General features: G+C 42.8%; 24 protein-coding genes. 16 read left to right on the forward strand and 8 right to left on the reverse strand.

Features of this window, described 5'->3' with window-relative positions; all coding sequences use genetic code 11:
• Window positions 1–7: 7 nt before the first annotated feature.
• The 5 genes from S4054249_RS16175 to S4054249_RS16195 all read left to right on the forward strand — a co-directional run bounded on the left by S4054249_RS16175 (window position 8) and on the right by S4054249_RS16195 (window position 5,715).
• Window positions 8–1,798 (forward strand): alpha-keto acid decarboxylase family protein, encoded by a 1,791-nt coding sequence (locus S4054249_RS16175; RefSeq protein WP_046354675.1) that lies wholly within the window; start codon window positions 8–10, stop codon window positions 1,796–1,798.
• Window positions 1,799–1,944: 146 nt separating this feature from the next.
• Window positions 1,945–2,646, forward strand: a complete 702-nt coding sequence (locus tag S4054249_RS16180) for a spondin domain-containing protein (RefSeq protein WP_046354821.1) — start codon at window positions 1,945–1,947, stop codon at window positions 2,644–2,646.
• Between the two features lie 10 nt (window positions 2,647–2,656).
• Window positions 2,657–3,439, forward strand: a complete 783-nt coding sequence (locus S4054249_RS16185) for a spondin domain-containing protein (RefSeq protein WP_046354674.1) — start codon at window positions 2,657–2,659, stop codon at window positions 3,437–3,439.
• Between the two features lie 75 nt (window positions 3,440–3,514).
• Complete coding sequence (locus tag S4054249_RS16190; RefSeq protein ID WP_046354673.1) at window positions 3,515–4,246, forward strand: response regulator transcription factor; 732 nt, start codon at window positions 3,515–3,517, stop codon at window positions 4,244–4,246.
• Complete coding sequence (locus tag S4054249_RS16195; RefSeq protein ID WP_046354672.1) at window positions 4,243–5,715, forward strand: sensor histidine kinase; 1,473 nt, start codon at window positions 4,243–4,245, stop codon at window positions 5,713–5,715. Before S4054249_RS16190 ends, S4054249_RS16195 begins: the two co-directional genes overlap by 4 nt.
• A gap of 20 nt (window positions 5,716–5,735) precedes the next feature.
• Here S4054249_RS16195 and S4054249_RS16200 read toward each other — a convergent pair whose 3' ends face one another.
• Window positions 5,736–7,124: an MATE family efflux transporter gene (locus S4054249_RS16200; RefSeq protein ID WP_052960858.1), complete on the reverse strand. Its 1,389-nt coding sequence runs from the start codon at window positions 7,122–7,124 to the stop codon at window positions 5,736–5,738.
• A gap of 226 nt (window positions 7,125–7,350) precedes the next feature.
• Here S4054249_RS16200 and adhP point away from each other — a divergent pair, with 226 nt between their 5' ends.
• Window positions 7,351–8,364 carry an alcohol dehydrogenase AdhP gene (adhP, locus tag S4054249_RS16205; protein WP_046354671.1) on the forward strand — a complete coding sequence of 338 codons (1,014 nt, stop codon included), beginning with the start codon at window positions 7,351–7,353 and terminating at the stop codon, window positions 8,362–8,364.
• Window positions 8,365–8,420: 56 nt separating this feature from the next.
• On the opposite strand, the gene S4054249_RS16210 is transcribed toward adhP, so the two are convergent.
• Both S4054249_RS16210 and S4054249_RS16215 read right to left on the reverse strand, forming a co-directional pair.
• Window positions 8,421–8,834 carry an ACT domain-containing protein gene (locus S4054249_RS16210; RefSeq protein WP_046354670.1) on the reverse strand — a complete coding sequence of 138 codons (414 nt, stop codon included), beginning with the start codon at window positions 8,832–8,834 and terminating at the stop codon, window positions 8,421–8,423.
• A gap of 39 nt (window positions 8,835–8,873) precedes the next feature.
• Window positions 8,874–9,089: a hypothetical protein gene (locus tag S4054249_RS16215; protein ID WP_046354669.1), complete on the reverse strand. Its 216-nt coding sequence runs from the start codon at window positions 9,087–9,089 to the stop codon at window positions 8,874–8,876.
• A gap of 145 nt (window positions 9,090–9,234) precedes the next feature.
• On the opposite strand from S4054249_RS16215, the gene S4054249_RS16220 reads away from it, so the two are divergent.
• Window positions 9,235–9,945 carry a hypothetical protein gene (locus S4054249_RS16220; protein WP_052960857.1) on the forward strand — a complete coding sequence of 237 codons (711 nt, stop codon included), beginning with the start codon at window positions 9,235–9,237 and terminating at the stop codon, window positions 9,943–9,945.
• A gap of 3 nt (window positions 9,946–9,948) precedes the next feature.
• On the opposite strand, the gene S4054249_RS16225 is transcribed toward S4054249_RS16220, so the two are convergent.
• The 5 genes from S4054249_RS16225 to S4054249_RS16245 form a co-directional block, all read right to left on the reverse strand.
• Window positions 9,949–10,551 carry a GNAT family N-acetyltransferase gene (locus tag S4054249_RS16225; RefSeq protein ID WP_046354668.1) on the reverse strand — a complete coding sequence of 201 codons (603 nt, stop codon included), beginning with the start codon at window positions 10,549–10,551 and terminating at the stop codon, window positions 9,949–9,951.
• Entirely contained in the window at window positions 10,535–11,260 is a 726-nt protein-coding gene (locus tag S4054249_RS16230) for an SIR2 family NAD-dependent protein deacylase (protein WP_046354667.1), read from the reverse strand. Before S4054249_RS16230 ends, S4054249_RS16225 begins: the two co-directional genes overlap by 17 nt.
• A 70-nt stretch (window positions 11,261–11,330) precedes the next feature.
• Window positions 11,331–11,825: a hypothetical protein gene (locus S4054249_RS16235; protein ID WP_063881468.1), complete on the reverse strand. Its 495-nt coding sequence runs from the start codon at window positions 11,823–11,825 to the stop codon at window positions 11,331–11,333.
• Between the two features lie 264 nt (window positions 11,826–12,089).
• Window positions 12,090–12,578: a winged helix-turn-helix domain-containing protein gene (locus S4054249_RS16240; protein WP_046354666.1), complete on the reverse strand. Its 489-nt coding sequence runs from the start codon at window positions 12,576–12,578 to the stop codon at window positions 12,090–12,092.
• A 187-nt stretch (window positions 12,579–12,765) separates the two neighbouring features.
• The gene (locus S4054249_RS16245; RefSeq protein ID WP_046354665.1) at window positions 12,766–13,665 is read right to left on the reverse strand and encodes a DMT family transporter; all 900 of its coding nucleotides are present in this window, start codon (window positions 13,663–13,665) and stop codon (window positions 12,766–12,768) included.
• 333 nt (window positions 13,666–13,998) lie between these two features.
• On the opposite strand from S4054249_RS16245, the gene S4054249_RS16250 reads away from it, so the two are divergent.
• The 9 genes from S4054249_RS16250 (at window position 13,999) to S4054249_RS16290 (ending at window position 23,143) form a co-directional block, all read left to right on the forward strand.
• Window positions 13,999–14,376: a hypothetical protein gene (locus S4054249_RS16250; protein WP_046354664.1), complete on the forward strand. Its 378-nt coding sequence runs from the start codon at window positions 13,999–14,001 to the stop codon at window positions 14,374–14,376.
• 108 nt (window positions 14,377–14,484) lie between these two features.
• The gene (locus tag S4054249_RS16255; protein WP_046354663.1) at window positions 14,485–15,885 is read left to right on the forward strand and encodes a hypothetical protein; all 1,401 of its coding nucleotides are present in this window, start codon (window positions 14,485–14,487) and stop codon (window positions 15,883–15,885) included.
• Window positions 15,886–15,993: 108 nt separating this feature from the next.
• Entirely contained in the window at window positions 15,994–16,440 is a 447-nt protein-coding gene (locus tag S4054249_RS16260; RefSeq protein WP_046354662.1) for a hypothetical protein, read from the forward strand.
• A gap of 116 nt (window positions 16,441–16,556) precedes the next feature.
• Entirely contained in the window at window positions 16,557–17,618 is a 1,062-nt protein-coding gene (locus S4054249_RS16265; RefSeq protein ID WP_046354661.1) for a bifunctional nicotinamide-nucleotide adenylyltransferase/Nudix hydroxylase, read from the forward strand.
• A 56-nt stretch (window positions 17,619–17,674) separates the two neighbouring features.
• Window positions 17,675–19,048, forward strand: coding sequence for a nicotinate phosphoribosyltransferase (locus S4054249_RS16270; protein ID WP_046354660.1), 1,374 nt, complete (start codon window positions 17,675–17,677; stop codon window positions 19,046–19,048).
• A 138-nt stretch (window positions 19,049–19,186) separates the two neighbouring features.
• The gene (locus tag S4054249_RS16275) at window positions 19,187–20,548 is read left to right on the forward strand and encodes a DNA-3-methyladenine glycosylase 2 family protein (protein WP_046354659.1); all 1,362 of its coding nucleotides are present in this window, start codon (window positions 19,187–19,189) and stop codon (window positions 20,546–20,548) included.
• Complete coding sequence (locus S4054249_RS16280) at window positions 20,545–21,075, forward strand: methylated-DNA--[protein]-cysteine S-methyltransferase (RefSeq protein ID WP_196764541.1); 531 nt, start codon at window positions 20,545–20,547, stop codon at window positions 21,073–21,075. The genes S4054249_RS16275 and S4054249_RS16280 overlap by 4 nt, the downstream gene beginning before the upstream one ends.
• 264 nt (window positions 21,076–21,339) lie before the next feature.
• Window positions 21,340–22,377 carry a GGDEF domain-containing protein gene (locus tag S4054249_RS16285; RefSeq protein WP_046354658.1) on the forward strand — a complete coding sequence of 346 codons (1,038 nt, stop codon included), beginning with the start codon at window positions 21,340–21,342 and terminating at the stop codon, window positions 22,375–22,377.
• A 100-nt stretch (window positions 22,378–22,477) separates the two neighbouring features.
• Window positions 22,478–23,143, forward strand: a complete 666-nt coding sequence (locus S4054249_RS16290) for a hypothetical protein (protein ID WP_046354657.1) — start codon at window positions 22,478–22,480, stop codon at window positions 23,141–23,143.
• Window positions 23,144–23,166 lie beyond the last annotated feature (23 nt).

Below are 23,166 nucleotides of genomic sequence, written 5' to 3' on the forward strand. Positions count from 1 at the left end.
ATTATTTATGAGTACATGTTTCAAAGAATATACAGTTGCGGATTATTTCAAAGACCGCTTAGAAGAAATTGGTGTTGACCAAATGTTTGGCGTCGCGGGTAATTATACTGCTGGCTTATTGGATACCATTTTAGCCGACAGCCAATCTCCAATTACCATTAAAGGCAATGCAAACGAGATTTGTGCCGGGTTTGCTGCAGATGCTTATGCTCGGCTAAAAGGCCCTTGTGCATTGTATGTCACATATAGCGTCGGTGCATTTAGCCTACTCAATACCATTGCAGGTTCTTATGTTGAGCAAGTGCCCGTTATATTAATCAATGGTGCCCCCACCAATAAAGAAGACCAAGTCTCAAAATGCCAAGGGTTGCTTTACTCCCATACTACAGGCTATGAATTCGTCGATATTCATATGTTTCGCCCAATTACGGTGGCCGCAGAGCGCATCAATAACGCCTTACAAGCCCCCTACCAAATCGACTCAGCAATCACAGCACTGCTGAGCGAGCAACGCCCTATCTATTTTGAAGTTACCGAAGATATTTGGCGTAGTCCGTGTCAAAGACCGCAGGGACGAATAAGAGAGCGCAAAAATGACACGCTCACCGTCAGTTGTGCTAAACAAGCTGCTGACGCCACCTTGCAATTGATGCTATCCAAGCCCAAAAGTATATTTTGGGCAGGCGTTGAATTACAACGCCTCGGGTTACAGGATGAGTTTCTCAATTTAATGGAAGTGATTAATCGTCATCACTCCATGCCGGACGGACATATCCATTTTGTCACTTCCGCTTTAAGTAAATCAGTCATTGCAGAAACTCACCCTTGGTTCGAGGGCTGTGTCACACTCTCACCATCTGAAGTACAAGATCTGGTAGGTAAAGACGGCGTATTAGTAGGCATAGGTGCATGGACTACGGGTAAAGATACTGGAAATCAGGATATTCGTAGCAGCAACACTATATTGTCTGCCCACCAAGGCGTCTATGTCGGTGCTGATTTTTACCCATCTGTATTGCTCAAAGATTATTTATACTACCTCACAGAAGCATTTGAGCAATTGGCCAAACACAATCCCGCCCAATTGGCCGGTATTCGCAAACCCATGCCTGTGAACAATATGCCAATGCCTGATCAGCAATTAGGGTACGATAGCTTTTTCGCCGCGATGAGCAGCTGGATAACAGAAGATGACGTATTAATTGTCGATGCTGGGTTCCCATTGATTGGGGCTCAACGCGTCAAAATACCTGCACGAAATGGCTTTGTAGCCCAAGCTGCGTGGTTATCAATCGGTTACTCAGTCCCAGCGGGCACCGGTGTGAAGTGCGCTTACCCCGATAAAAGGTCTATTGTCGTTGTCGGTGATGGCGCATTCCATGAGACCTGCCAAGCCGTTGCCGATCAACATGCTTATGGGCAAAACACCGTTGTCTTCGTCTTAGCCAATGGCATTTATGGGATTGAGCAATACCTCGTCAACCCCAACCCATTTCGTAAGCCACCTGTTGATTATCAAGATAAATTACTCAACCAGGTGTATAGCTACAATGACTTACCGTCATGGGAAATCGCCAAACTGCCTGATGCATTCGGCGGCAAAGGGATTAAAGTAACCAGCGTTGAACAATTACTCAGTGCAATGGAAGAAATTCGTCATAATGATCACCTCAATTATGTCGTCGAAGTCTGTATTCCTAAAGAAGATACTCCATCGAGTATCACTGCCGAAGCCCCAACAGCAGTCGGTGAAGATGAAATATGCAACCCAAAATGGCCACCCGCAAATAAATTTTAACCCCAGTAACCAGCCTATATGGCTGGTTTTTTTACATATATTAAAAAATGATCTTGCTGTGATAAATTTGTGATAATTGAGCGAGGCTTTCGCGACAATTGCCCTGCATGATTAGTCTTGTCAATTACAAACAACAAGAGCCAATTATGAAAACACGTATTCTATCACTCATCGCAGGCACACTTCTTAGCGCTGGCGCAGCGCATGCAGCGTCTCTTGAAGTCAAAGTTACAAACCTAACTCAAGGGATATATTTCACTCCTCTACTCATCACCGCACATACGGGTGATGCCATGCTATTCAAAGCGGGTGAGAAAGCTTCTGATGAACTTAAAGCGATGGCTGAAGGCGGTAGTTTAGACGGCCTTAACACCATTTTGACAGGCATAAATGCGAATTCTGTTAGCAACCCAGCTGGTGGTTTACTCGCGCCAGTAACTAGCACAATGGCTGATTTAGAAACCACTGATGGTAACGACAAATTGTCAATAGTTGCCATGATGCTACCGACCAATGACGGGTTTATTGGCTTAAATAGTTGGCAAATCCCTTCTGAGGCTGGTACCTATCATGTCTATCTGAACGCGTATGATGCGGGCACTGAAGCCAATAATGAACTTGTCGTGGATGGTTCGGGCGCGCCAGGCGTACTTGGCATACCAGCTTCGCCTGGTGCGACACCAGGTACACAGGGCACTGGCGTAACAGAAAGTGAAGCAAATGAGATGATCCACATTCACCGTGGCAACCTAGGTGATGATGACGCATCAGGTGGTAAAAGTGATTTACACAACACAGTACATCGCTGGTTAAACCCTGTTGCTAAAGTGACTATCACAGTGAAATAAGGTGGCTATCATGAAACTCTCTAATTTAATTATTCCGATTGCTTGCCTGACCTTAGTTGCATGTAGCGATAATGACGATGAACCAACAACAGTTGTTGAAACACCAGCACCTGCTCCGACACCGGACCCTACGCCTGATCCAACACCGGATCCAACACCGGATCCAACACCAGACCCAACGCCTGACCCTGAACCCAGTGAGGCGATGTTAACCGTGACGGTCACCAATATGACCTATGCACAACCCCTATCACCAATCGGCATTGTGCTGCATAAAGAAGGACAGCTATGGCAAATAGGGGAAGCGGCGAGTGAAGCACTGGAGAAAATGGCAGAAAGTGGTGATAACAGCGACCTACTTGCGCTAGGTGTAGTGCAAAGCAAAGTGTCGGGAGAAGGGGTCTTACCTCCGGGTAATAAAACGGAATTAACACTGAGCCAATCATCACTTGATGGCCAAAAGTTATCATTATTTACTATGATGGTGAATACAAATGACGGCTTTACCGGTCTTAATGCCTTAGATGTGTCTTCTATGGCTGTTGGTGACGAGATGCACTACGTCACCTATGCGTATGACGCAGGTACTGAAGAGAATTCAGAAGCCAGTGGCACAATTCCTGGACCTGCCGACGGTGGTGAAGGGTTTAATGCGCAAAGAGAAGCACTGAACAAGGTTGCCATGCATCCAGGTGTTGTTGGTCAAGACGATGGTCTAACTGATTCTGTGTTAAGCAGCGACCATAAATTTGACAACCCATTGATGTCAGTGACCATTATGAGAACTAAATAGCCTCCTACTCGCCCCGGTATCCGAGTAGCCGGGGCGTGTTTGCTTATGCATAAAGCATGAGCAGGAGGTTAGTCTATGCATCAACGTGTGCTCATTGTCGAAGACGATTTAGACATCGCTCGCTTACTCCAAGTACATTTAAACGAGCTTGACCTTGAAGTTGATCACCTTGCAACTGGAGAAGGTGTTATGTCTCAGCTATCAAATCAAAAATATGCCATCGTGTTATTAGACATTATGTTACCCCAAGTCGATGGGTTAACACTTTGTAGAGAGATAAAAACACTACACCCCAAAATTAGTGTTGTTATGCTGACTTCAAAAAGTAGTGAGATGGACCGAATTATTGGTCTAGAAATGGGGGCTGATGACTACATCTGCAAACCCTGTAGTTATCGAGAGTTTCAAGCGCGTATTAAAGCACAACTCAGACACATTAAATTACTAGAAGCACAGCAAACCATTGAAATACCTAATGGGACTTCACCCCCTATTACCCTTGGTGATTTGCAAGTTGATCCACATTGCCATGAAGTCTCCTTGCACCAAAAGCAACTGGATTTAACCGCCACCGAGTTCGAGCTAATGTTGTTTTTTGCCAAGCACCCTAATCAAGTCTTCTCACGTGCTCAGTTGCTCGAGTCAGTTTGGGGCTACGATCACCTTGGTTATGAGCACACAGTAAACTCGCATATTAATCGTATTCGCACCAAACTAGAGAAACTCACAGATCAAGCGATTATCGAAACGGTCTGGGGAGTGGGATATAAACTTAATTCGAAGCCTTTACAACAGGAACGGTTATGACCTTTTCACTCTATCATCGCCTTGCATTGATCATCACCGGCGTGTTTATGCTGACAGTCTCCGCATTTGTGTTTTGGACACAAGACCTCGCTTCAGTGTCTCGTTCCCAAGCAGAACAGCAGTTGCATTTAGGGCTCGCGGAACATTTGGCGCAAGATAACCCGCTACTCAAACAAGGAGTATATGATTACAAGGCACTGGAAAACCTGTTTCATACCTTAATGGTATTGGGTCCTGCCTTCGAGTTCTACTTTGTCGACCCCAGTGGTAAACTGCTCACCTACTCAGCTAAACCCGGCGAAGTCAAAAGACAATCGATAGACCTTAGACCTCTTATCCAATTGATAAATGAGCCAAACAAACTCCCCGTCTATGGCGAAGACCCACGCTCAGTTGAACAAAATAAAATCTTTTCCGTCTCCCCTGTTTATAATGGAGACACACTTCAAGGCTACTTGTATGTCATCATCGGTTCGGCCATCGCGGACTCAATTAGTGCTCAAATTAAAAGTTCAGAACAACTGGCAAAAAGCACCGCTTGGCTAATCGCAATGGCAGTCTTTCTATTTGCCATTCTGTTGCTACTATTTCGGACTATGACCCAGCCTTTGCAACGTTTGAGCAAGTTTATTCAAAATGTCGAAAAGAATGACTTTGATACGCAAGCCATCAAAAAAATTACTTGGCCGTCAAAACACAATGAGATCCATCTTGTCGGGCAAAGTGTCAATAGTATGCTGGACACCATCCACCAGCAAATGACGCAGCTCACCGCCATAGATGAGCAACGCCGAAAATTACTTGCACACTTATCTCATGACCTTCGTACCCCATTGGCGTCATTACAAGGCTATCTAGAGTTGATTGAAAAAACGCCTCCTGCAGGTATCAATGAACAAGAATACCTCGCCATTGCACTTAAAAACTGCAACCAATTAAAAAGTCTCATTGACCAAATATTTGAATTGGCACATCTGGAGTCTGGTCAGTCTAATGTCAACTTTGAAGTCTTCAATCTAGGGGAACTCATCTATGATATTCTCGCTAAGTTTGCTCTAAAAGCGCAACAAGCAGATGTATCATTAAGTGTCTCACCAGCAGACTGTGACTTTACTGTTTACTCTGACATTGCCAAGTTGGAACGCATTTTAAGCAACCTAATTGAAAATGCACTTCGCCATACGCCTGCCAAAGGCAATATCTGCATTTCAATTTGCGCGATGGATAAATCATATAGTATCGCGGTGCAAGATACCGGAGTCGGGATCAGTCCAAAGGAACTGCCTTATATTTTCGAAGCCCGATATCAGGCAAGCAATACCCGTGGTTGCAAAAAATCTCATGCGGGGCTTGGCCTTGCTATCACAGCAAGATTGATTGACCTTATAAAATCAGAAATCAAGGTTAACAGTCGTCTTGGCCAAGGCAGCGAATTTATATTCCAAGTAAGAAGTGCTGATGCCTCATGATGCGGTGTCCGCCGAGTCTATTAAGTAGAGTGAGATGGAGGCCATAATGTGCGCGCCTCACCACCTTCAACTCGCTTTGGTAATTTTTGTGCGAACTCCCGCCTTATCAATATAAAACTGATAGCTGCTTGCGCATAGACAGAGCCTGCTGAGATAAGCCAAATTGTCTCTATATGCACAGTAGATTGTGTTGATAATGAGATCACCGGAATAGAAAATAAACACAGCCTGATTGCCGTACTAAAAAATGCTGGCCACACATTGCCCAGAGCCTTAAACATCGCTGATACCACCAGCACGTAGCCAGCCGGTATAAAGTTAAAACAAACAAAACTTAAAAACACTGTCGCTACAGCAATCACTTCTTTAGAGTCAGAAAATGATGCAGTTAACGTTTCAGCGTTAACAAAACATACTGCGCTTAAGACCAGCATTAAACTAAACGTCATCCATGCCATTTGACGATAAGTATTGTATACACGCTGAGTATGTCCTGAGGCAAAGTTCTGACCTGCGATCGCAGGCCCAGCTAAAGTCACCGCCATCGCGGGCAGAAAAAGGGCTTGCATCACCCTAACGCCCACACCAAACCCAGCCTGTGCAGAGGGGTCAAAATTACGAAGTGCCCAGTAAGTAACTGACATATAGACAAATGTTAAAAGCAGTTCGCCACCGGCGGGAATACCGACCCTAACAATCTGCCGGATCACATCCACTTTTGGACAACATTCGATAAATGAAAAATAAAAGTAATCTTGCCGACGGCTAAAGTACCAACACAATACAAGCCCACTAAACAGCATGGCTATAGAACTTGCCAAAGCCGCGCCTATCAGACCTAATGGGATACCTAAGCCTACCCCTGTGATCAAAACAGGAGAGAGCAACATATTGATCAGCACAGCCATAATACTGATCATCATTGGCTGCTTTACAACACCTGCACCGCGAAGTGTCGCAACAATAACCGTGATAGGAAACTGACACATCAACGCGGGAAGAAACCAATAAAAATAACTTAAGCTAGCAATCAAGGTTTCAGTGTTTGGTGCGATTAACGTAAAATACAATGGACCAACAGACACCGCAATTAACGCAAGCACTACGACACTCGCGAAAGCTGTAAATAATCCTTGATGAAATAAGAGGTTCGCTTGCTTAACATCTTTTCGCCCAACCGCATGAGAGACCAAGGTACCAATGCCAATATTCTGAATTTGTGTCAATGCCATTACAAAAAACACCAGAACACCCACACTACTGACGCCTGCTAATGCCGCACTACCTAATTGCCCGACAAAATATAGCTCTACCAAAAAATTGCATGTATGCACAAGCATGCCAATCATAATAGGCAAACTCATCGAGACGAGATGCTTACCAATCGCCCCTTGGGTCAGGTCATTCATTCCACTGCCTTTCTCTGCTTTGGTTGTAATTATTTAGGTACATCTCAATCTACGACAGCCTTGCGTAACAATACAGAGAAACTATTTCACTTTGCCACTAAGTGTTTATAAATATTACATAATTTCCCTAAGTTAACTATCACACCAAATTATTGAGCCTGATCAATAATGTAAAAACAAAAGGCGATACACTCAATAACAACTTCTAAGTTATTAAGGCACAAACATGAAAGCCGCTATCGCTCATCAGTTTAAAGAACCACTGTGCATCGAAGACGTTGCTCAGCCTGAAATAAAACCCGGAACAGTGTTAGTAAAAGTAGCTGCCTGTGGCGTTTGCCATACAGATTTACATGCATGCCATGGCGATTGGCCTGTAAAACCTAAAATGCCCCTTATCCCCGGACATGAAGGCGTGGGTACTGTCATCAATAAAGCGGAAGACGTGACGCATATCAATATTGGCGACAAAGTCGGGATCCCATGGCTACACTCTGCATGTGGTCACTGTGAACACTGTTTACAAGGCAATGAAAACCTTTGTCCCGAACAAAAAAATAGCGGCTATTCCGTAGACGGTAGCTATGCTGAGTACTGCTTGGCTAATGCCGACTACACCATAAAAATCCCTGATAATTTAGATTTCGTTGAGGCTGCCCCACTCTTTTGCGCAGGTGTGACAACATACAAAGCACTCAAAGCTAGCAACATAAAACCAGGCCAATGGGTATCCATTGTCGGCGTCGGGGGTCTAGGTCACCTTGCAATTCAATATGCCAAAGCGATGGGGCTAAATGTTATCGCTGTTGATACTGGTAACAATAAACTTTCGTTAGCAAAAGAGTTAGGTGCGGATCTGTGTATCGACTATCAACATACTGACCCCGCACAGCAAATCCAAACACAGTTTGGAGGTGTACAAGCTGTAATATGCACAGCGGCATCAAAAGCAGCTTTTGACAGTGCATACCAGAGCGTGAAACGGGGTGGTAAATGCGTATTAGTTGGCTTGCCTAATGATGCGCTGCCTATCCCGATCTTCGATACGGTTTTGAAAGGGATCAGCGTAATCGGCAGCATTGTCGGTACACGACAAGACCTAATCGAATGTTTAGAGTTTGCAGCCTCAGGTAAAGTACGAGCCATTGTACAAACCCAGCCTCTTGCCAATATTAATCAGGTATTCGAGCAAATGCTTAACAGTGATATTCAAGGCCGTATTGTCTTAACCATGAATTAATCCCAGTTCCCAACTTGCTAGGCTGTATGAGCAGCCTTTTTATACGCTCTTAAGGCCTACTTCTTTTGATTATCACGAGATAAATTGAGTAAACATTGCAACGCCTCATCAGCATAGTTGTTTTGCACAAAAATATGATCATGATAATAACCCGCTACTACATTAGCACTGATATTATTTTGACCAAGTGCAGTGGCAAAGGCAGCTGTTAAACCAACAGCCTCCAAGCTTGAGTGAACATTAAGCGTAATACAACGATAATCCCCCTGATATTTTATACCTTGTGCTTGAGCGTATGATTGAGTGGTAATTACCGTAACCCCTTCCTTTTCTCGAAATAGACCCAGTATATTGGCCAAACCAAGTTGTTCAAGTTGCGACTCAGATACAACTGCATACACATACAGCTCCGAAGATAAATCCGGCTCCATACTGGCAAGTAATACCGTTAGGTTCGTCTCCCCTGTCATACAATGACTCCTTATATTCTTATTTCATTGATTAATTTACTAGTCCTCTTCAGATTGCTGTTTCTTCCTCTGTTCCTGTTTTGCCTTAGCAATATTTTTAAATTGTGGCGGTGGGATCGGAAATAACGCGATCAAAGGCATGAAAGCCATAAATAAAAAAGCTCCCTTTGGCATTTTCTTTGCCCAGAGTACCGCTCGATACAACAAAATAATCACTATACACAACAGCAAAAATACTACGATTTGCCAGACCATACTTGATACTCCTTTTGACCAGTATGACAATGCAATAAGGTCAGTGCGAATACTTTTCAAGCTTAAAGCAAATTGCTCTGTTGATAACCCATGTTATCGAGTAAAGTTATGATATATAAAGCGCAGTTTAGAACGAGGATAGATAATGACGCAGGTACATGATAACAAAAGCAATGAGCAAGCTGTTGCTGAGCTAATCTTAGCTATTCGCAGCAAAGATCTATCAAAAATACTTTCAGCCTACCAACAACAAAACGATGTTGGTCGCGCTGCGCAGCTTAAGTTTTGCTTTGAAACAGGCGAATCACAAACTGCTAGCTATGCCGATTATCAAAATATAGCTGCACAATGCATTGCTGCCCACGGTCTCCCCCCAGGCATCATCGCTGGACTTAACAACAGTGATAGGGTCAGCTTTTTTATGCCTGCACTACAAGCCTCAGATGCTTTTTCACAAACTAACCACCAAGGAAATACCTTTTTACATGCACTGTTTGCTAACACGGAGCAATCACCACCACCGTTTAATTTTATTCGCTCACTCTTACTATTTGAGCGCAATGAATCATTGGCTAAGGCGCTACGAGTGCGCAACCAACATGGGTTAACACCATTAGAGTGCTATTTCGTATACAACTTAAATAACATGGATTTGCCAGAACATGAACTTACCGCGCTATTTGCGCTCATAGAAGCCGAACAAGCTGATAATATCTCTCCAACAAGTAGTAATTTAAGCCGTGTAAAAGACGCTATGAAAAACCGTAAAATAAACCTTGAGCCAAAAAATCAAATTTTACTCATTGTTGCTAGTTACTATCAGATCGATATCAATGCGTTGTGTCAAGTACACTAAATGTTACTTTTCGAATCGCTGGCGAGTAATTGCGTACAAGCAATGGGCTTGCAAAGTATGGCCTCTAGGTAGTGCTGGATGTGCAAAGTCTTGATTTAAGTTTTTCATCCCTAAACGCTTCATCAATTTTTGAGAGGGGATGTTTTCTGTGGCTGTAAACGCATACACTTGATTTAATTTTAAAGTCTCAAAAGCAAATGTGAGTGCCGCTTTTGCGGCTTCGTATGCATAACCATTGCGCCAATAATGCCGATTCAGTCGCCAACCAATTTCCATAAAAGGCAGCTCAGGCATAATCTGTGTTTGCCAATGCAGACCCACAAAACCAATAAATCGACTGTTCGTTGATTGCTTAGAGACATGAGATACATGCTCTTTAAGTGCAACGGCCCAAAAGCCATAACCACGCTCATCAATTAAAGCTTTGATTTTTTCACGCAGCACATCACTCTCATTTTTGTTCAGCAACTCGGGGAAATAACGCATCACCTCAGGATCTGCACACATTTGTGCAAAAGGTATTTTATCCGTTTCTTGCCATTGTCGCAGTACTAAACGCTCCGTTTCCAGTTCAACGACCGTAGCATGCTTAGGTATGGTCGCCATATTCAATATACTCCTTTGCAGTCATTGGAAAATACTGTACGTGACTGTGTAGAATATGAGTCGGTTCGGGGTCTACAACCTCTACTGGTATATCCTTATGGCGAGCTATATCCAAAGCCATTTGCGTGATATTGACACTGAAAGAAGTTCCCATAAATACCATTTTAGTGGCATCCCACATGCGTTGCTGTGCTCTATTTATGCCATATAAATCGGTATAAAACTCATCAAAAAGCAAAACAAACGGCTTAAGAGAAACATTAAGCTCAGGACCTTTACTGGAGATCTTGAACAACTCGAGTAACGATTCGGTTAGATTACTTTCATCTACTTGCTGCCACGGTGTCGTTTCAATATCGACTTCTTCGCCTTGGACATGATATTGGGTCATCTTATCAATTCGTCCATGGATAGAAATAAAACCCCTGTTACCCGCCTTGCCATCTAACCCATCTATATTTTGGGTTATTAATAACTTATCAGCTAGCCAATGATGCACAGTATTTGGACCATGATGACGATATGTCACAAACCGATGATAATACCACTTTAAAAACTCAGCTGGATTTTGCTCATACATCGCACGAGTTGCCATTTGCTGAGGCGTATAATTGCGGCTACCAATCGTCCAATAACCATCTTCACCACGGAAAGTAGGAATGCCACTCTCAGCACTAACACCTGCACCAGTAATATAAAGCGTCGTCATCTGTAAATCGCTCCAAAATCAAACAAATAATAATACCCATGCCAATAAGAGATAGCTAGGCTGTTAGTGTTTAAAAGTGCTTAACTTCTGGCAGTACTTCTAGGTGCTTTTTAGTACACCCCAAAGACAACCAACTTGTCGTTTGTTTTAAACAAAAAGAGTGTACCTTACCTCCTGTGGATTTATCTCTGGTGCATGCATACTGGACGGCTTCCAAGGCACTTTTGCCAAAGTCCATTGCCGCTATTGCCCAATTAGCACCAGAGCCAATAGCCCAGTTCACTTGCAAGGGCTCCAAGAATCGTTTGCCATGACGAATTTCACCGTAAAATATCTCATCAAACTTATTAATAAAGAAAAATGTACATCCTATCGCTTCAAAGCAGTTTTTTTGCCAATTCGTCAACAAATGATAAATTTCTGTGCAATTACCGGATGCAAAGATAAATCCATTGTGCACTCTTTGGCATTTTTGCGCATCATGGGTCACAATGCTTTGCGATGTGGTAGTCAAACTATCAACACAAATGGTTTGTGATGGATGGTGGTATGCTATCGTAGTCAAAAAAAACTCCTTTTGGTCAAAATAGCCTCTGAGGCAGGCTAACTTAAAAGCACCAATAGAAACAGGTCAAATATGCCCTACATTAGCTTTTATAGACTTAAATTCCGACAGCAGAACTTAGTATTAGTTCAATTATTCAATTTACAACCACACGCCGACATTCAATGCTTAAGAATGAACAAGCTACATTATTGCTACACGCTCCTCTATCCACAAAGCTATAAAGGCTGATCCCAATGCGCAGCTTAGCCACAAAAACTGAATTTACGCAAACACCAAAAAACCACCAATTGCAGCCGCAGCAACTAATGCGGGTACTATTAAGGCCCACGGTAATTGAGCTGTGTGTTTTTCGTCTGAGATTTGAGCCGATGCTTGCACTGTTGAATCGTTCTTTTGCGCTTCACCAATAGAAACATCATCGGATGCAACCACTGATGCACCTTGTAACGCACCATCAACAGGATCACATGGCAATTGCCACTGGTACCCTTTTTTTGAAAAGGTTTTTATTGCTTCATCACCAAAAAGAGCTCTTAGATGGCCAATATTTTGAAATACAACTTGCTCAGTAACGGTCCTGCCAGGCCAAACTTCTTCTAAGATCTCCACTTTACTGTGGATCTTATCTGGTTGGGTTATCAGCAAGGCAAGGATTTGTGCTGGTTTTTCTTTTAACGATATTTTTCTGCCATCTTTAGACAGAGTCAGCGCTTGAATATCAAATTGAAAGTCTTCGAATGCTAGTTTCATTGTCCCTAAACTTATAATTATAATTTTATTTTTCAACGATGTTACTATTTTTACCACAGATTGTAATATGAATTAAACCTGTTATTTATACATAGTAATAAATTCACTCTACTTATTTTAAAATGAATGGGGCCAATTAAGTTATTTATTAACTTCATACTTTATTGACCCTCTTATTTTTCTTTGCCTAACGGGCTTTTCTCTTGATCAAATGTATCGACTTCCAAGAACCGCCAAATTGGTATAATGCTAGACTTAAAATTATGGTGATCGTGCCCACTAATAACAGAGGCGTGATAATTTCATTATTAATCAAAGCACCTAATGTCATTGCAAGTCCCGGTGTTATCAATGTTGTCAATGCAACAGTGCTGGCTTTTAATTTCTGTAATATATGAAAATAAGCCAAAAAACCGAAAAATGAACCAAATATACCGAGATAAAAAGTGGACAACATAGATTTTTCACTCCAGCTATCTATCTCAAATGGCGCACCCGATAACAACCACATTATGAAAAAGCACGGAGTCGCAACAAGCAGTGAACCAAAGGTTGTCGCCATAGGGTGAATGGAGATATTTACTCGCTTAACCAAAATACCACTGATGCTAAAGTTGATGGTGGCCAACACAACAAATATCAAACCTAAAGGCTCTAAATTCAGCTCTTGTAATTGCGTAAAGCAAACTAAAAACATACCAACCAATGCTAACCCTAACGCACTCTTTTTAATGAATGTAAGCTTTTCTTCTCCCAATAACTTCTGTGCTAATACGCCAGATATGATTGGTGCTAAGCCGAACACTAAGGAGATGACCCCAGAAGGCACTGTGCGGGAGGCCAAGTAGGAAAGCATCATTCCTATAAAAATCCCGCCACCTGAATAGGCATATAACAGCCATGCTGTTTTTGTCCAGCGCATTTTTATTCTGCTAAATGTTACTACGATTGCCGCCAATACTAGCGCCAAGAGCATTCTCAGCAAAACACTCGTGGTAGGTGCCATCGTCGAACTGCTCCAGACAATAGTCAATGGAGTCGTAGACCAAATTAAAACCACAAATGCATAAGACAGTTGCACGGGCATTTTTATTTATCCTTATTATAAAAGGACGATAAATGAGGGAATTTTCAAGAATAAGCTAACCGCATTTATCGTCGCGGTTAGTAAAAAAGCTAAACCGCTACACACCCAACCACGTGACAGAGCGCCACAGGCAATTATGTTGTGTATTGGAAAGCAAATTCATGGTTAGTTCTTATTATCCTGTGAAGTAGAATGGTTACTATGTACCCTACAAAGCACTGAGTCAACAAGATTAGTAAATAAAACCTGATAACGCCTCAGAGCAATTCAGATAGACAATCAAAACCATACTGACATAGCATTCTGTCGTTGTTCAATCAAGGTGATATATAGATGTTACTAGGATATATTTTTGTAATTGCACTTATAAAGGCCTCGCTGCTAGGTTTAGGTGTTATCAGTATAGCAATAGCATTGTCAGCACTCTTAGTAATCAAATTTGCGCCTTTAACTATCACTCCTGCTTCACAAAAGCAGTTCAATCTTATCTACAAGGTGGCTCTATTTGGTCACTTAAGTGCTTATGCTGGGCTACTATTGAAAGCGTTTTTCATCGACGGAATGGAAGACATTCCAGCATTTATAGTTAGCCATTTAGTGTTGCATCATCTCCTATGCGCAGCGGTTGCTGGCGTCGCAACATTCATGGCTTTACGCATATTCATCGCACACCGGAGCAAAGATAGCTCGCAACTACGCAGTAATTTATAGCAGTGTGATCTTTACGCGCTGCGTTCAAATATTAACCACCTCGTCCCTAAAGAAATAACACTGTTGGCCGACAAATAGCTCAATAAATCAGATTCTAAGGATAAGGTGATGATTAATAGATTGACCAACCCAAGTACTGGCAACGTGCCAAGCTATTCACACAGCAGTAAAAACACACCTCTCAATTCAGCATTGAACGATGCAGGCTCAAGATATGAATCGACTGCACTCCCCAGCGGCGATGATTATCACGTATCATTTTCCGCTTCTCAAACCGACGAATTTTTCAAAGGTTTTAAAGATAATATCTTCTTTAAAGCAATACCGGACTTGGTTTCTTTTGGCTATTTCAGTGTATACAGCATTCAAGCTGATCATCATGAGGAAAATAAGTTTCGATATGGAGCGCTTACAGAACAAAGTGATATTGACGCATTCTTAGCACAAAAAGACAGACTATCTTCGGACGGAAAAATTCGATTTACCTTTGTCAAGCCAACCAAAGACCTACTTGAGCTGAGCCAGCGTTTAAATGACGATGAACTGGAACAACTGGCGGAAATACTGACATCGGTTCCTCACTATAATGAAAAGACGAATTTAATCAGTGACAACAGTGAAGACATCATTTCAGCATTAAGCGCATTATCGGATGATGTACTCAGTAGCTCATTACACGTTTTATCTCACCTTGCTCAACAAAACAAGGCACATGATAGCACTGCCCCCTTTACACCTGTGGGATTATTAAATGATGATGGCATTGCAGACCCATTACTGCGCGTTGAATATGCTTCCATTGAAGATGTGAGTCTAATGGAGTTGAATGAGTATTCCGCACACCTGATGCAATACATTAAATTGCTTGATAACAATAAAATGAATGATGGCCAATTATTAGAGCTTAATCAACATATTGACCAAAGTGACTTTGCTACAAATGTAGGCATAATTGATATGGCGAATACCATTAAGCAATTTGAGCATCAAGACTTCTTCGCCATGTTACAAGAAGTTGACAAGTCTAATAGTCGAAATATTTTCGCCATGCTTGGGCAGCAAACTGACAAATGGGCACATACTCAATACTTTCTAACAGACGACCGAGAATTTGTAGTACATCACGATGAAGATACCGATGAAAGCGAGCGCAGAGATTTGCATAAAAGCGTCTTGGAAGCGTATGAAAATAATGGCCTGAGCTGGATGAATGAAGTCATTGAGTTTACTTTCGATACGCCCGCAGCGACACACAAGGATACGTGGCAACAGCTGTTGCACGATGTAGAAAACCATCCGGATGAATTTCTACATTCAGACTCCATTGAGGTATGGGCAGAAAAGAATTTAGACACCATAAAGCAAAACTTTGTGCAACAGCAGATACAAAAAATCTACGAATTCAACCTCGATTTACGTGTCCCTTACCAATTAGGCGAGTTGAAATACATCGAATCTGAAAATGAAAAAGTGTCCGTCAAAAGTGATGTCAAAAATAATGGAGAGTAAAATAGAGGTCATTCTTGCCAAAAATAGAAAGTTATCATTCACACTTCCACATTATTTGCGCAATTAGTAGTCAAACTAAAATGACGAACCTGTTGGAGCTAATTGCCCATGATCACACAAGCTACGCAATCATATTCAAACGCTACACAAGCAAGTCGCCCTCAAATCACATTATCGGAGCAGCAAACAAGTACTATCAAAGAGACGTTAGAACAATTTGACCCTGATAATTTGTCAGAAGCCGATGCCCAAAGCATTGTAAACAGCTTTAGTGAAGCTGGTATTAAACCGTCAAAAGCACTGGCTGAACAAATGTCTGAGCTCGGCTTTGATGCCAAAGCAATCGGCGAACTCGCCGGTGCGCCAGCAAAGCCACCAAAAGACAAGCCTTCTGCACAAGTGGATTTAAAGCAAGTCGTCGAATATCTAAGTGACGCATTGGTGGAGCAAGATAGCAACCAATTAAACGATGAGCAAAAGCAAGCGCTGTTATCTGACTTAAAATCTCAACTTGGTTTGCCCGAAGATGGGAACTTAATCAATGTTCATGTTTGAAATTTAAGCGCGGATATGTCATTGTAGCATTATCGAATGGGAACCATTCGATAATCACAACGTAAGCGGGATAGACCTGCGTCGCGTTTTACAACAACAGCAAGGGGTTTGCTGCAATGACACTACAACACGATCAAAAGTACGACTTTCTCGTATTTATTGGCCGTTTTCAGCCTTTTCATCAAGGTCACTTAGCTGTGATTCAAGAAGGGTTAAGACGTGCTGAGCATATCATCACTTTGTGTGGCTCTGCCCACCAACCAAGAACAGTTAGAAACCCATGGACTAACTCAGAGAGAGAGTTAATGATCCGCGGTTCACTCACCACTGAACAAAACAATCGAGTACACATTGCGCCTCTAATGGACACAGTCTATAACGACGATGCTTGGGTTCGTAATGTGCAAACAACCGTAAAAGGCATCATTACAGCACAGTATAAAATGCCGCATAAAACGCCTCGTGTAGGTTTAATTGGTCACAGTAAAGACCAGTCATCTTACTACTTAAACTTATTCCCCCAATGGGGATCGGTTCCTGTAGAAAACTACCAATCTATCTCTGCTACGCCAATTCGGAAGCAACTCTTTTCATCTCAAGGTGAAAATTTTTTAACTTCGCAAAATGCCCAAGTGTTACCTCACTTTGTGCGTGATACGCTAGACAAATTTATGCGAACCGATGACTACTCTGCCATTCAAAGCGAGCATGACTTCATCGAAAAATATCGCCAAGCATGGCAAAACGCCCCTTACCCGCCGACATTTGTCACCGTCGATGCGGTGGTCGTACAAAGTGGCCATGTATTGCTAATTGAACGAAAAGCACGCCCTGGAAAAGGGCTGTGGGCGCTACCCGGTGGTTTTGTCGATGGCAGTGAAAAACTTGTTGACGCTTGCCTGAGAGAGCTCAGAGAAGAAACCAAGTTAAAGGTGCCTGCCCCGGTGTTAATGGGGTCAATGAAGCAACAACAAGTATTTGATGACCCAAATAGATCGGCACGAGGGCGCACTATCACTCATGCATTTTATTTTGATTTGGCGCCGAATAAATTACTGCCCAAAGTCAAAGGCGGGGATGACGCCAAGCATGCCATGTGGGTGCCGCTCGCAGAGTTAGAGCCAAGTAAATTATTTGAAGATCATTACTTTATCATTCAAGAATTAACCGGTATGTAAATGCCAATGCCGATTGGGATAGACCCAGTTAGCAAATAGATAGGAGGAACTCCATCATGACCAATATCATACTTAACGCAGATAGCTACAAAGCCTCACACTTTAAGCAGTATCCAGAAGGCACTAGCCAAGTATCAAGCTATATTGAGCCTCGCGGTGGGCAATATGACAAAGCGCTGTTTTTTGGTTTACAGATGTTCATAAAACAGTACCTAACTACCCCGCTCACACATCAAGATGTGGATGACGCTAAAACCATTCTAGAAGCCCATGGCGTGCCTTTTCATGAGGCAGGTTGGCGACACATTGTCGACAAACACCAAGGTTTGCTGCCCATCAAAATCCAAGCATTACCAGAAGGGAGCGTTGTGCCTATCAGTAATGCATTAGTTCAAGTTATCAATACCGATCCCAAATGCGCATGGCTAACCAGCTATGTTGAAACCGCCCTGCTGCGCGCAATTTGGTATCCAACTACAGTTGCCACTGTGTCTTATCACTGTAAACAAATTATTCTGCAATATTTGGCCGAAACGGCTGACTCACTAGATGGGCTTGAATTTAAGCTACATGACTTTGGTGCCCGCGGCGCAACCACTGAAGAGGCAGCTGCTGTCGGTGGCGCTGCGCACTTACTCAATTTTATGGGTACCGACACCCTCAGTGCCATCGTCGCTGCAAGACGATTTTATGGCGCAGCTATGCCAGGGTTTTCAATTCCTGCGGCAGAGCACAGTACCATTACAGCATGGGGGAAAAACGGCGAAAAAGCCGCGTATGAGAATATGCTCAAACAATTTTCAGGCCCAGGAAAGCTCGTCGCAGTAGTCAGTGATTCATACGACCTTTGGCATGCCATCGATAACATCTGGGGCGATGAGCTGAAAGAGCAAGTAGAGCAAACAGGTGGCACTTTAGTGATCCGCCCAGACAGTGGCGAACCTGTGGAAGTCGTTACCAAAACCATCGAAAAGTTGATGGCAAATTTTGGCTATCGCATCAATAGCAAAGGCTATCGCGTGTTACCTGATTGCGTTCGTGTGATCCAAGGGGATGGCATCGCAGAAAATAGCATTCGTGAAATTTTGCACACCATGAAAACCAAGCAACAAAGCGCTGAGAATATCGCGTTTGGCATGGGCGGTGCGCTGCTGCAAAAACTCGATAGAGACACGATGCAATTTGCCATGAAAGCAAGTGCCGTCAAAGTGAAAGGCCTGTGGCATGATGTATTTAAAGATCCCATCACAGATCACGGAAAACGCAGTAAAAAAGGTCGCCTCGCAGTGGTTCACGATAAGGTTAAAGGAGTGAAAACCATTCGCGAGAGTGATTTGGGCAACCGCGAGAACTTACTTAAAACTGTATTCAAAAATGGGACGTTATTAATTGAACACAGCTTTGATGAAATCAGAGCGAACATTCGCTAATACAGGGTCTAGTCACATAATGGCGTATGTCATTGTGTGACTTTTTTCTATTCAACATCAACAGTGAGTTCCGAAACTGGCCAGTAGTACAGAGTAATTCGCATATACTTATCCCATTAACGCGGAAGGACTGATTTGATGTTAGATGTAGAAATCTGTAAAAAAGCGCGCCATTCACGAGACCCACGCTTTGACGGTAAGTTTTTTATTGCAGTAAAAACCACGGGGATCTATTGCCGTACAACTTGCCCTGTGCATCCTCCAAAAGAAGAAAATGTGACTTATTTTAGTACTGCGATGTCTGCTGCACAGGCGGGGTTTAGACCATGTTTGCGGTGCAGGCCAGACAGTGCACCTGGCTCTGCACCATGGAAAGGGGTTGGCACAACATTAGACAGAGCACTTCACTTAATTGATCAAGGTGCGCTACAACAGGGCTCCTTACCTCAACTTGCCAGCCGGCTTGGCGTCAGTGACCGATATGTTCGCAAGCTATTTAATCAGCACCTTGGGGTGTCGCCAAAAGCTTATGCGTTGTATCAGCAATGCCTGTTCGCCAAAAAATTACTGCATCAAACTCAGCTCCCTATCACAGAAATTGCCTTGGCAAGCGGCTTCGATAGTATACGTCGCTTCAATGACTGCTTTAAAAACCAGTTACAGCTAACCCCTACGCAAATGCGCAAACAGCAAGACCAAAGCAATTCAAACATTACATTGACGCTTTATTATCGTCCCCCCTTCAACTGGCAAAAAATGCAGCAATTTTTGTCCAAGCGCCAAATCGACGGACTTGAATGGGTAACGGACGATAGCTATGGCCGCACCTTTTTTTGGCAAGGTTGCAGAGGGCAATTCACTGCCAAGCACTGTGATCAAACGCATTGTTTTGAAGTAGACATTGAAATAGACGAAATCAAATACCTTAAACCTGTAGTAAACAATATCCGCCGTATTTTAGATTTGGACGCCGACTTGGGCCAAATTGAAGGGGATTTGAAAAATGCACTACCGAATGAGTTTACATTGGTCACTGGGCTACGGTTACCCGGGATCTGGAGCTTATTTGAAGCAGGCGTACGCGCCATACTTGGACAACAAGTCTCAGTGCAAGCAGCGAAAAATTTGGTCACTCAGCTGGTATACGAGCTTGGAGAAAAACACGACGAACAGGCTTTTTTCCCAACCCCACAAGCAATGGCAACCAGTGATTTAGCTTTCTTAAAAATGCCCAACGCGCGCCGGCAAACACTCATTCGTTTTGCTGAACATTTTACACAAAACGACGTGACCGACAATGCGGATGACTGGTTACCGATTAAGGGGATTGGCCCTTGGACAGTCGCTTATGCCAAAATGCGTGGACAAAGCGACCCCGATATTTTTCTGGCTTCCGACCTTGGTGTAATCAAAGCCCTAAAATCACAACAAGCTTTTGATGATAAAAAACTTTCACCTTGGCGCAGCTACCTCACTTTTCAACTATGGAGTCAACTATGAGCTTGTATACAGATTACTTTAAAAGCCCACTGGGACTGATTGAAATAAAAGCATCTGATAGCGGCGTGCGCCAACTGATATTTTGCGGGGAGCAAACGTCTGATGTGCATCCCAGTGCATTATTGCAAGAGTGTAAACAGCAATTATCAGCTTATTTTGACCAGAAGCTGACGCAATTTAATCTCGACCTTGACTGGCAAGGCACACCTTTTCAAAAACAAGTCTGGCAGGCTTTAACAACCATCCCATTTGGCCAGAGTTTATCTTACTTAGAATTAGCACAGCAGCTTAATAACCCCAAAGCGGTGCGCGCAGTTGGCGGTGCCAATGGACGAAACCCGATCACCTTAATAGTGCCTTGCCATAGAGTAATAGGCGCCAATGGTAAAATGACAGGCTATGCTGGTGGCGTGCTACGTAAGCAATGGCTGTTAGCCCATGAAGGCTTAATCGATCAAAAGCCAAGTGATCAAGCTATCGCACAGCTAGCCTCTCAGCGCCAAGCCAAAACTGAGTTTTTACAATAGATATTCTGACAGCAAGTCATCGACTCTTCGAACTTATATACTGATTAATCCGCTGTATATTGGTAACAACCAAACCACAGCGGATAAACCAAAAGTACATCAACAGCCCAAATCATTTAGACACAAGGTTGACCCTGATAATCCCCCTGTATTAATGACACAAAGAGTTATCAAATAATTAACACAAAAAACCTTTAAAGTAAGAATAAATTATATATATTTATAAGGGTGACAGTGCATAATTTATGGTAGAGAGTATGTCGCGTGCCAGTAAAAAATAACAGTCAGTATTCGCTGCGTTTAAACACCTATTTTGATGGTAAAGGCAGAGTGTTTCCGCTTTTATCTTTGATCATTTTGGCGGTGTTTACCCCCTTAGCAATCAAAAACCTGATTATCGGTGAGTATGCGCTCGGTGCACTCATTTTAATTTTTGTGTGCGCTTTCATTGCTGATGCACACGCATTAATTAAAGGCCGTGCCTTGCCCATTCATGAGCATATTATTGCAACTTTAGCTATATCATGTGTCGCATTATCGCTTTTTACATTAGGCGCTGGTACCATCTTTTGGGTATTTCCTGTGAGTATTATCTTCAGCTTCGCATTTCCATTATTCACCTCGATCCTCTTTAATTGTGCGTTACTACTCACCGCGACCACCTATGTGTTTTTAAATTATGATTTGGCAGATGCACTCAGGTTTTTCTTTGCCTATTTACTCACGGCTTGCTCAGTCCACTTGTTACTCAAACATATTGATGCGCTACACACGTTATTAAAAGAGGAATCAAGCAAAGACGCCCTCACAGGGGCACTGAACCGAAGACAGCTCAACCTTTTTTTGAAAGATGCGTTAGCGAATAAGGTGCACTACCACTACGACTCGACACTGATCATGATTGATGTGGACCATTTTAAGCAAATAAACGACGTATATGGTCATGCAAAAGGAGATGAAGTGCTTGTTAACTTAGTGTCTGATATTCGCGAACAGATCAGAGAGACCGATTTACTGTTTCGCGTCGGTGGAGAGGAGTTCGTCGTGCTGCTCCCGAATACAGACCTCAAAACAGCGCAAAAAGTCGCACAAAAACTCAGGGCAAATATCAAATCACTCGCTCTACTCGAGAATCAAACGATTACCGTTAGTTTGGGCTTATGTGCAAGTGCTGATGACCTGACACAAACAAAATGGATGAACTGCGCTGACAAAGCTTTGTATGCAGCGAAACAGCGTGGACGCGACAGGGTTTGTCAGTACAACTTGCATTACAACCGTATAGAAGACGTGGCAGCCTAATCTTATATTTATCTCACCCATGATGGCCAAAGCGACTGATGTAGCGCTTCATCTAACACTTGCTATACTCAGCCCAAGTCCGTAGCACAAAGGAAATACCATGAAAAAAATTTTGCTGTTCACTCTCATCTCTGCTTTTAGCTTCATTGCGCTCGCTGAAGAAGAAAAAAAAGAGCTCCCGCCATTAAACCCTGCCTATAAAGGTGAGCATGGCATGGTACTGATGAATCGCGGCTCCAAAATCTACGCCACAAACTTTGCTTCGTATAAATTACCTAGTGATATTCAAATTGTATATCAGATTGATAACCCAGACGTCGCCTTTTTAAACCTCGTCAGGGATTCAGATCTCATCACCATTAAACCAAAGCCTTTCAACCTACAACGTTTAGAGCGGGGAGAAGAAGTCAATATTGTCGCCGATATCTATGAAGGCCACTACCAACGCGATGGGTTTAAAGTTTACAGTGATCGCACCATTGTTTTTAGCAAAAAGCTGTATGCACGCAAAATAAAAGACTTACCTGCGGCCTCTCAATGGCAAGAGTATGACAGTATTGAGCTCAATAAATCTGAACGGATCTACATCCATAAGTTAACTCAGCCACCGAGCTTCAATCACTTGATTTTTGTTGATTTAACTAATGCCTGTATGCAAAAGTTTAAAACCTCAAAACGGGTACCTAAAAGCTCCGAGTTGATGTATAAATTTGTCAATTGCGGTACATTGAAACACTTATATTTTGACGCAGAAGACTATCGTTAAGCCACCGGCTTAACTAGTTAAAA

It is taken from the genome of Pseudoalteromonas luteoviolacea, assembly GCF_001750165.1.
Lineage (GTDB): Bacteria > Pseudomonadota > Gammaproteobacteria > Enterobacterales > Alteromonadaceae > Pseudoalteromonas > Pseudoalteromonas luteoviolacea_G.